Here is a 1011-nt window from a genome sequence, read left to right on the forward strand (position 1 = left end):
ATGCTCGCGGGATGAAGAAGGCACCGTAAGCCGCAATTGCCGAAGTAAAGCCGACGATCGCCGCCGATTCTTTTTCGGCCTGACGGGTCCGCTGCGCTGCATCGAGCTCTGGCATCAGCCGCGGCACTTCCTGACGCATGATATTGGGGATCATCTGGAAAGTAGAGGCATTGCCCACCCCTGTGACAAAGAACATGAAGATGAAGGCGCCAAGGAAGCCGCTGAAATCCTTGGCTTCCAGGAAGTGGATCACGCCCAGCGCTCCGGCGATCATGCCGATGAACACCCAAAAGGTAACTCGCGCGCCGCCCCAGCGGTCTGCCACCCAGCCCGTCGCAGCGCGGCTGATCGCGCCAACCAGCGGCCCGAGGAAAACGTACTTGAGCACGTTGACGTCCGGGAACTGGCTCTTGGCGAGCAGCGGCAGCCCGGCGGAAAAGCCAATGAACGAACCGAACGTGCCGGTGTAGAGCCAGCACATCAGCCAGTTGTGCTTGCGCTGGAAAATCACCGCCTGCTCAGCAAAGCTGGCTTTGGCATCAGCAATATCGTTCATCCCGAACCAGGCCAGTATGGTGCTGGCGATGATAAACGGAACCCAGATGAAGCCCGCATTCTGCAGCCACAACTGGCCACCATCCTTGGTGGCAACTGCATCACCGCCCAGCGCACCAAACACACCGGCGGTGATAACCAGCGGAACAGCGAACTGCATCACTGAAACGCCCAGATTGCCGAGGCCAGCATTGAGCGCCAGGGCATTGCCCTTTTGCGCCTTGGGGAAGAAGAATCCGATGTTCGACATCGACGAGGCAAAGTTACCCCCGCCGAAACCGCACAGCAGCGCCAACACCAGGAAGATGAAATAGGGCGTATCCGGGTTCTGCACCGCATAGCCGATCCCGAAGGCCGGGATCAGCAGCGTGGCCGTGCTGAGCGTGGTCCATAGCCGCCCGCCAAAAATCGGCACCATGAAGCTATAGAAGATCCGGAATGTTGCGCCGATAGGCC

Annotated in this window: 1 protein-coding gene; it reads right to left on the bottom strand. The window is 59.5% G+C overall.

Annotated elements, in window-relative coordinates; genetic code table 11:
- A partial coding sequence (locus ABL914_RS13935; RefSeq protein WP_391563790.1) for an MFS transporter occupies positions 1 to 1011 on the bottom strand: 1011 nt, incomplete at both ends.

Source organism: Novosphingobium sp., assembly GCF_040079535.1.
GTDB lineage: Bacteria > Pseudomonadota > Alphaproteobacteria > Sphingomonadales > Sphingomonadaceae > Novosphingobium.